This is a genomic window from Chryseobacterium sp. BGARF1 (assembly GCF_001677955.1).
Classification (GTDB): domain Bacteria; phylum Bacteroidota; class Bacteroidia; order Flavobacteriales; family Weeksellaceae; genus Chryseobacterium.
Genome location: NZ_LELA01000039.1, coordinates 43,223 through 50,093, shown reverse-complemented (window position 1 = coordinate 50,093; position 6,871 = coordinate 43,223). Strand labels below are relative to the sequence as shown.

The 6,871-nt window shown below is 33.3% G+C and carries 8 protein-coding genes and 1 tRNA gene; 2 read left to right on the top strand and 7 right to left on the bottom strand.

Annotated elements, in window-relative coordinates; translation table 11 throughout:
- The 3 genes from AB671_RS06965 to AB671_RS06955 all read right to left on the bottom strand — a co-directional run bounded on the left by AB671_RS06965 (nt 1) and on the right by AB671_RS06955 (nt 2,047).
- A tRNA-Asn gene (locus AB671_RS06965) sits at nt 1–74 on the bottom strand.
- Between the two features lie 81 nt (nt 75–155).
- A complete protein-coding gene (gene rseP, locus AB671_RS06960) occupies nt 156–1,502 on the bottom strand; it encodes an RIP metalloprotease RseP (protein WP_066675332.1) in 1,347 nt (448 codons plus the stop codon).
- Between the two features lie 107 nt (nt 1,503–1,609).
- A complete protein-coding gene (locus AB671_RS06955; protein WP_066675442.1) occupies nt 1,610–2,047 on the bottom strand; it encodes a DUF6646 family protein in 438 nt (145 codons plus the stop codon).
- 188 nt (nt 2,048–2,235) lie between these two features.
- On the opposite strand from AB671_RS06955, the gene AB671_RS06950 reads away from it, so the two are divergent.
- Both AB671_RS06950 and AB671_RS06945 read left to right on the top strand, forming a co-directional pair.
- Entirely contained in the window at nt 2,236–2,985 is a 750-nt protein-coding gene (locus AB671_RS06950; protein ID WP_066675334.1) for a nitrilase-related carbon-nitrogen hydrolase, read from the top strand.
- Nucleotides 2,986–3,011: 26 nt separating this feature from the next.
- Nucleotides 3,012–4,238, top strand: coding sequence for a S41 family peptidase (locus tag AB671_RS06945; protein ID WP_066675335.1), 1,227 nt, complete (start codon nt 3,012–3,014; stop codon nt 4,236–4,238).
- Nucleotides 4,239–4,275: 37 nt separating this feature from the next.
- Here the strand turns inward: AB671_RS06945 and AB671_RS06940 are convergent, their stop codons facing one another.
- The 4 genes from AB671_RS06940 to AB671_RS06925 form a co-directional block, all read right to left on the bottom strand.
- Nucleotides 4,276–4,881 (bottom strand): DUF4126 domain-containing protein, encoded by a 606-nt coding sequence (locus AB671_RS06940; protein WP_066675337.1) that lies wholly within the window; start codon nt 4,879–4,881, stop codon nt 4,276–4,278.
- Nucleotides 4,882–5,074: 193 nt separating this feature from the next.
- On the bottom strand, nt 5,075–5,449 hold the full coding sequence (gene rnpA / locus AB671_RS06935; protein ID WP_066675339.1) for a ribonuclease P protein component: 375 nt from the start codon (nt 5,447–5,449) through the stop codon (nt 5,075–5,077).
- Nucleotides 5,449–6,174 carry a ThiF family adenylyltransferase gene (locus tag AB671_RS06930; protein ID WP_066675341.1) on the bottom strand — a complete coding sequence of 242 codons (726 nt, stop codon included), beginning with the start codon at nt 6,172–6,174 and terminating at the stop codon, nt 5,449–5,451. Before AB671_RS06930 ends, rnpA begins: the two co-directional genes overlap by 1 nt.
- Nucleotides 6,167–6,793 (bottom strand): TatD family hydrolase, encoded by a 627-nt coding sequence (locus AB671_RS06925; RefSeq protein ID WP_066675343.1) that lies wholly within the window; start codon nt 6,791–6,793, stop codon nt 6,167–6,169. Before AB671_RS06925 ends, AB671_RS06930 begins: the two co-directional genes overlap by 8 nt.
- Nucleotides 6,794–6,871 lie beyond the last annotated feature (78 nt).

Sequence of the window (6,871 nt, the reverse complement as noted above, 5' to 3'; positions counted from 1 at the left end):
CTCCTCCTCTTGGGCTCGAACCAAGGACCCTCTGATTAACAGTCAGATGCTCTAACCAACTGAGCTAAGGAGGAATGTTCCTCTTTTAGAGTGGTGCAAATATAGTACTGATATTTGAACCACGCAAGTTTTTTATTTATTTTTTTTAATAATTTTTAAAATTTATTGGTAATGATTTTAAAAATATCTGCACCAAAAATAAGTAACATCAAGCCTAACAGGAAGATAACCCCAACCATTTGAGCATTCTCCAATATCTTTTGTGGAACAGGTTTTCCAACGATCATTTCATATAAAGTGAAAATAACGTGACCACCATCCAATCCAGGAATCGGAATTAAGTTAAGGAACGCCAACCAAACAGAGAACATCGCTGTAAAACTCCAGAAAGCCGTCCAGTCAATAGACACACTTCCGTCTTTCGCTTTATCAACAGGCATATTTTTGATGATAGCCAATGGACCACCAACTTTCTTATAACCCTGAACTTTTTTATTGAAAATCAGTTTAAACTGCTTTACCTGATACGTTAAACTCTCAATACTTCTCGTGAAACCTCTTCCGATAGATTCTCCAAAAGTAAAATGCTTCGTTTCGTAGAATTTTGTCAATTGCTTATAAGAAGCCAATCCTAAAGTTCCTTCTTTAGATACCGATAAAACAAGCGGTTGAATTGCTCCACCTCTCATTACATCTACTTTAAGGTCTTTCCCTGGATTATTTCTTACAGTTTCCTGAAATTCATCATAATAAGAAATTTTCTTTCCATCTACAGCAACAACTTGGTCACCAACTTTCAGTCCAGCTTGTAGCGTTTTAGGATTGTAGATAGAATCGATCACCGCAGGAAATCTTGGTGTAAGAAACGCTCTTGGATTTTCATCTCTGAAAGCCATTGCTTTACCATCATCATTTGTTGGGAAAGTAACTTCTTTTCCGTTTCTTAAAACAGTAATTTCATCACTTAATAAAACATCTAAAGCTAATTTATCAAGATTATTCTGAGTTTTTCCGTCAACTTTTAAGATTTTATCTCCATCCTGAAAACCCATTCCTTTAGCAACACTCGTATAATTCATTGGAGCATCTACTTTCGCTGTATCAAAAGAAGTTTCACCATTGAAGAATGAAAGACATCCGTAGATTAACCAAGCAAGGAAGAAATTTACCGTAACTCCACCTAACATAATGATCAATCTCTGCCAAGCTGGTTTTGCTCTGAATTCCCACGGCTGTGCAGGTTGTTTCAATTGCTCAGTATCCATACTTTCGTCAACCATTCCGGCAATTTTCACATAACCTCCGAAAGGAAGCCATCCGATTCCGTATTCTGTTTCACCAATTTTCTTCTTAACTAAAGAAAAATAAGGGTCGAAGAAAAGATAAAACTTTTCTACTTTGGTTTTAAAGTATTTTGCGGGTAAGAAATGCCCAAGCTCGTGAAGAATTACTAAGATAGAGATGCTTAATATAAATTGAAAGATCTTAATTGCTAATTCCATTAATTATTTTTAGATTTTAATTTGCAAAGGTAACAATTATCAAAAGGATGCCAAACAAAAAAACTCCTCTAAATGAGAAGCTTTGTCATATATTGTGTCCGATTTTTTTAAAAATTGAAAGAAACCCCTAAACTTCCATTATTCCCTACTTCAGCAAAAACACCTACTTTTTCTGTAAAGAAATATCTTGCGCCAATATGAGCACCAATTCCAAAGTCCCGTCCGAGCACTCCTAAATCAACTCCTGGATAAATATCTAACTTCTCAGGCAATTCTAAAGCTTCTTTTAAATGGAAATTAACTCTTCCAAATATAAAAACTCGATTATCATCGTTATTATCTTTATATCCGTCAAAATAAGCATTTGCTCCAGCTCCGACAGATATCAACTGGTTCAATCCATAATCATAGGTCGCAGTAATTCCGGTACCATATCCCCACGCATTGAATCCTAGATTAACTTTCTGATCCCCCTTTCCGGTATAGGCTTGTGCGCTGACTGCCACTCCGGCAAAAACCATCAACATAAAAACCAATTTCTTCATAGATTTTAATTTTAAAATATTACTAATCACAATTTGCAGCAAATATAAAACCGAAACCATTTAAAAACTGTAATTTTATGCAAGTTTTGAATTTGAAATATGAAATCACCATGTTTATTTTTAAATCATAGATGTAATTTTAAAAGGGCGATTCCATACGGCAATTAAAAAAAAATAGAAATCTTCGCATGAAAATTATAGGATTAAATCAGGATATTATCTGGAAAAATAAGATCGAGAACTTTCAATTGATCGAAAAACAGCTACAAAATCAAGAAGCAGATCTATTTCTTTTGCCGGAAATGTTTTCTACAGGATTTTGTATGGACGCTGCTGAAGTTTCAGATAAAAATGAAGAATCATTGGAATTTTTAAAGAAAATTTCGAAAGAGAAAAACGCAGCATTCTCAGGAAGTGCTTCTATAAAAGTTAATGATCAGTTTTTTAACAGAATGTATTTCGTGAAGCCAGATTCTGAAGTAATATTTTATGATAAAAGACATTTGTTTTCCTTTTCAGGTGAAGATAAGATCTACACTCCCGGAAAAGACAGAGTCATCGTAGAATATCTTGGAATTCGTTTTCTGTTGCAAGTTTGCTATGATTTAAGATTTCCAGTTTTCGCAAGAAACAATGACGATTATGATGCTATTTTATACGTTGCCAATTGGCCAGAAAAAAGAGTCGGAGCTTGGGAACATTTACTGAAAGCAAGAGCTATTGAAAATCTGTCTTATGTTTTTGGTTTAAACAGAATAGGAACCGATGGAAATGATCTTTTTTACCAGGAAAGTTCACATTGTTTTTTTGCTGATGGTAAAGAAATTTCTCAGAAAAAAGGAAATCTGGTTTCTGCCGAATTAAATTTAGAAGAACTTAAAGATTTCAGAAACCATTTTCAGTTTTTGAATGATCGGGATGTTTTTGAAATTAAATAATTCAAACTTTTGTTAGCTGGGATCTTATGAACAAACGAACCATCAGAAAATTATTTTTCATTTTAACAACAATATTATCAAGCCTTTCGTACGCTCAAGAAAATAACAAATGCGCTGAGAATATAGATTTTTTAATTAAAACCCTAGAAGAAAAATCGCCGTCTTACAAGTATTTAGTCAACAATAAAGTAGATTTCCAAATAAAAGCAGACTCTATTAAAAATATTGCAATCAAAGACAATAACCCTTATAATTGCAAAGAATATCTACAAAGAATTATGCGAACCATCCAGGATGGTCATTTGCAAATTTTAGTAAAAAATAACCTTGACCTTAGTGATCCAACTTCAGTTAATAACTTTTTAAATTCTGAAAAATTCGACTCATTACCGAAAATAAATATTGATTCTCTTATCGAACATAAGGATCCAGCTTACATTTACAACTCTTTAATAGACAACATAAATATTTATATTTTTCAAGATGCTCAAAACTCTTTTAAAGGTTATGTAAAAAATTCAGATTCAAAATTTTGGAAAAAAGGAGAATTAATTCTAAAATTTACTAAAGGAAATAATTTTTACGAAGGGGTTTCATATACTATTTCTAAAGACCCTAGATATTTCAAAACAGGATCTTTAGAAAGCCTTATCAAAAAATTTAACATCAGTAAATTCACTAGAGAAGAAAGCCTGATCTTCAATAGATCTAAACAAAAATTGTCTTTTGAAATCATCGACAATGAAATATTATACGTTTCAATAAGAAGTTTCAGGAACTTAACTATTGAAGAAAACAAAGAGTTTGTAGGGTTTTTCGAAAAATCGGTTTTGCCAAACTATAAAAAATACAAAAACATTATTTTTGATGTAAGAGATAATCCCGGCGGAGCAATGGCATATGAAACATTGCTTAGCGGAATTAAAAAGATAAAAGATCCTAAAAATATTTTTGTGTTACAAAACAGAAATACGGCAAGTGCTGCGGAGTTGTTCATTCTTCATTTAAGAGGATTAAAACCTATTAAAACCATTGGAGAGAACACGATGGGAATGACTTCATTTCGGGATATTTATCAAGCCCCATTCCCTAATAATGATTATGTAATTTTCCTACCCACTAAGGTTTTTGATAAAAACTATAAAGATCTACTTCAATACGAATATGTTGGCATCACACCCAATATTGAATTTAACGAAAACGAAAACTGGTTATTTAAAACTGTAGAAATTATAAAGAAAAACTCTGGCTAAATGTTGGCTTGCGATCATACCGAAAACAGTTTAAATTTTAATTATTCAAAACTTCTTTTCGCTTTCTTAATTTCCTCAAAGCTTTTCTACCTAAAATCACGACAGCGATCACCGTAATAATTGCCAGAAAAGCTGCGATTACCGGAGCAACCATCGCTAAAACAGCCATAATTCCTGCCCCCGCAGTTTCTGTAGTTCCTACAACAGGATTTCCCAAACCACCGGTTGTCGCAGTGGAAGCTGCCCGAATTCCTGCAAATCCTGAACTGATCGTTGCTGCAGTACCGCCTCCCGCGATCAAAGCCAATCCCCATTGAGGAAATGTTTCTAGATTTGCGAACTGACTTGCAAAAAGTACAGAACCCGCAATCGTCGCCATCGGAACAGAAACAGTATCGAGTAAATGATCTACGATTGGAATATAATACGCTAAAATTTCTGCTAAAGTGGCAACTCCTGTAGCAATTAACGCAGGAAGACCAGAAAGCCAATCAAAACTTTCGTGAGTGGGAATCCATTGAAAATAAGACGCTAAACTCACCGCAAACATTGGTAAGAACACCCTAAAACCAGTTGCCGCGGCAAGTCCGATTCCAATAAATGCACTCAGAACATAGGGAAGATAAGGAATTTGGTCTAACATAGGTCATCAATTGTTTGTTTAAAGCTACAAAAAAAAATACAAATACCTAAAATTCAAATTCTTAAACTCAATTTCACACAGTGAGCGCAATGAGACTCAACTCCTTCGAAACCGAACCTTTATAAAAAATATGAAAAACGAAAATTGCGCTTCTATAGAGCGCAACATCTTATAATTTATTCGTTATAATCTTTTATGATTTCTTCTGAGACTGGCATAATTTAATAAACTCCGCTTCCACATCCTGAAACTTCTCAGGAAGTTCATTAGATACCCAAAACATCATCGCGATTGTTTTATCGCCAAAACTCGCCTTAAAAAGATCTTTATTTAAACGGTAACATTCTCTCAGAAGTCTTTTCACACGATTTCTGTACACTGCTTTTTTAAAATACCTTTTGGAAACCGAAACTCCCAGTTTTACATTTTCATTTTGTAAATCCTGGTGATTTTTAAGAATAATGATGCGCAAATTCCCACAACTTCTCCATTTACCTTTTGCAAAAAGTAAAGTAATCTCAGTATCTTTTTTGAGCTTTTCTGCTTTTGGATATTTAAAATCTGACATTAGTCTTTCTTCAGTAAGTGGTTGATAACCTCGGATGCGGCATACAATCCGAAAATTGCAGGAAGAAAACTGATCGTTCCATAGAAAGACCTTTTATAATTGCTGCCGTCGGTCATTTTTAGGCTATCTTCATCCTGAATTTCATCTGAAAACACACAACGAATTCCTTTATCAATTTTTTCTTTTTTCAGCCTTTTTCTTACTTCTCTTGCAAGGTGACAATGCTGTGTTTTACTGATATCACGAACGATAACTTTAGACGGGTCAGATTTCCCGCCGGCTCCCATCGAGCTTACAATTTTTATTTTTCTGCGTCTTGCAGCAATAATTAAGGAAACTTTCGGACTAACGCTATCAATACAGTCTAATATGTAATCAAAATTTCCACCGTCTAGAATTTCTGCCATTCTTTCAGGATTCAAAAACTCATTCACTTTTACCAGCTCCAGATTCGGATTAATATCCATCAATCTTTCTGAAACAACGTCTACTTTATGTTTTCCAACCGTAGAATGCAAAGCCGGAAGCTGTCTATTGATATTTGTAATATCTACCGTGTCGCCATCTACGATCGTCATCTTTCCGACACCGGCTCTCGCTAAAAACTCAGCAGCAAAAGAACCTACTCCACCTAAACCTACAACAAGAACTGCGGCTTTGTTTAATTTTTCAACACCTTCTTCTTTTATCAATAATTCTGTTCTTTCAAGCCAAACTTTATCCATGCTGAATCGTTTCTAAATTTTCTGAAATTTGTTCGTTAAGTCTTTCTAAAGAAATTCCTTTTAATTCTGAAACTTTTATATATAATTCTTCGATATTAAAATCTTCATTATCAGTTTCCAAAAACATTTTATCTAAAGGAATTGTCTTTAAAACATTCTGCAAAGATAGATTATACAAAACAGCTTTTCCAAAACTCAAATAAAATTTATTTTTAAGTAAATCATCAGCAATACTCTGTTTTTTATTAAAACCATGAATAATCATCGACTGATTTGCCATCTTCCTGAAAGAAATCACTTCGTAAAACTTTCTTACACAATGAATAATTAAAGGTTTTTTAAACTCATTTGAAATTTCAATTTGCCTTTTAAAAACTTGTTCTTGTAAATTTTGCTCAATTGAAATCAATCCATCAAGACCACATTCACCAATCGCAAAACAGTTTTCAGTAATATTAGAATTTAACCAATCGAATTGATATTCAATCTTTTCAAATTGAATATCCTGAGGATGAATTCCTATTGAATACAGAAATTGCGGTGGAGTTTCACCATATTCCAGATTATAAATCCCTTTGCTTATATTTTTATTATGATGATGAAAATCAAAAAATTCCATATTCAAAAATACTACAATTACAGCAAGAATTAAAATTCTTAAACAACCGTTTACAGATATGTTAAAAAGTCTTAACTT

What these genes read in the sequence shown, in the direction of transcription:
- rseP (WP_066675332.1), bottom strand. Translation starts at nt 1,502, where the DNA reads ATGGAATTAGCAATTAAGATCTTTCAATTTATATTAAGCATCTCTATC.
- AB671_RS06955 (WP_066675442.1), bottom strand. Translation starts at nt 2,047, where the DNA reads ATGAAGAAATTGGTTTTTATGTTGATGGTTTTTGCCGGAGTGGCAGTC.
- AB671_RS06950 (WP_066675334.1), top strand. Translation starts at nt 2,236, where the DNA reads ATGAAAATTATAGGATTAAATCAGGATATTATCTGGAAAAATAAGATC.
- AB671_RS06945 (WP_066675335.1), top strand. Translation starts at nt 3,012, where the DNA reads ATGAACAAACGAACCATCAGAAAATTATTTTTCATTTTAACAACAATA.
- AB671_RS06940 (WP_066675337.1), bottom strand. Translation starts at nt 4,881, where the DNA reads ATGTTAGACCAAATTCCTTATCTTCCCTATGTTCTGAGTGCATTTATT.
- rnpA (WP_066675339.1), bottom strand. Translation starts at nt 5,449, where the DNA reads ATGTCAGATTTTAAATATCCAAAAGCAGAAAAGCTCAAAAAAGATACT.
- AB671_RS06930 (WP_066675341.1), bottom strand. Translation starts at nt 6,174, where the DNA reads ATGGATAAAGTTTGGCTTGAAAGAACAGAATTATTGATAAAAGAAGAA.
- AB671_RS06925 (WP_066675343.1), bottom strand. Translation starts at nt 6,793, where the DNA reads ATGGAATTTTTTGATTTTCATCATCATAATAAAAATATAAGCAAAGGG.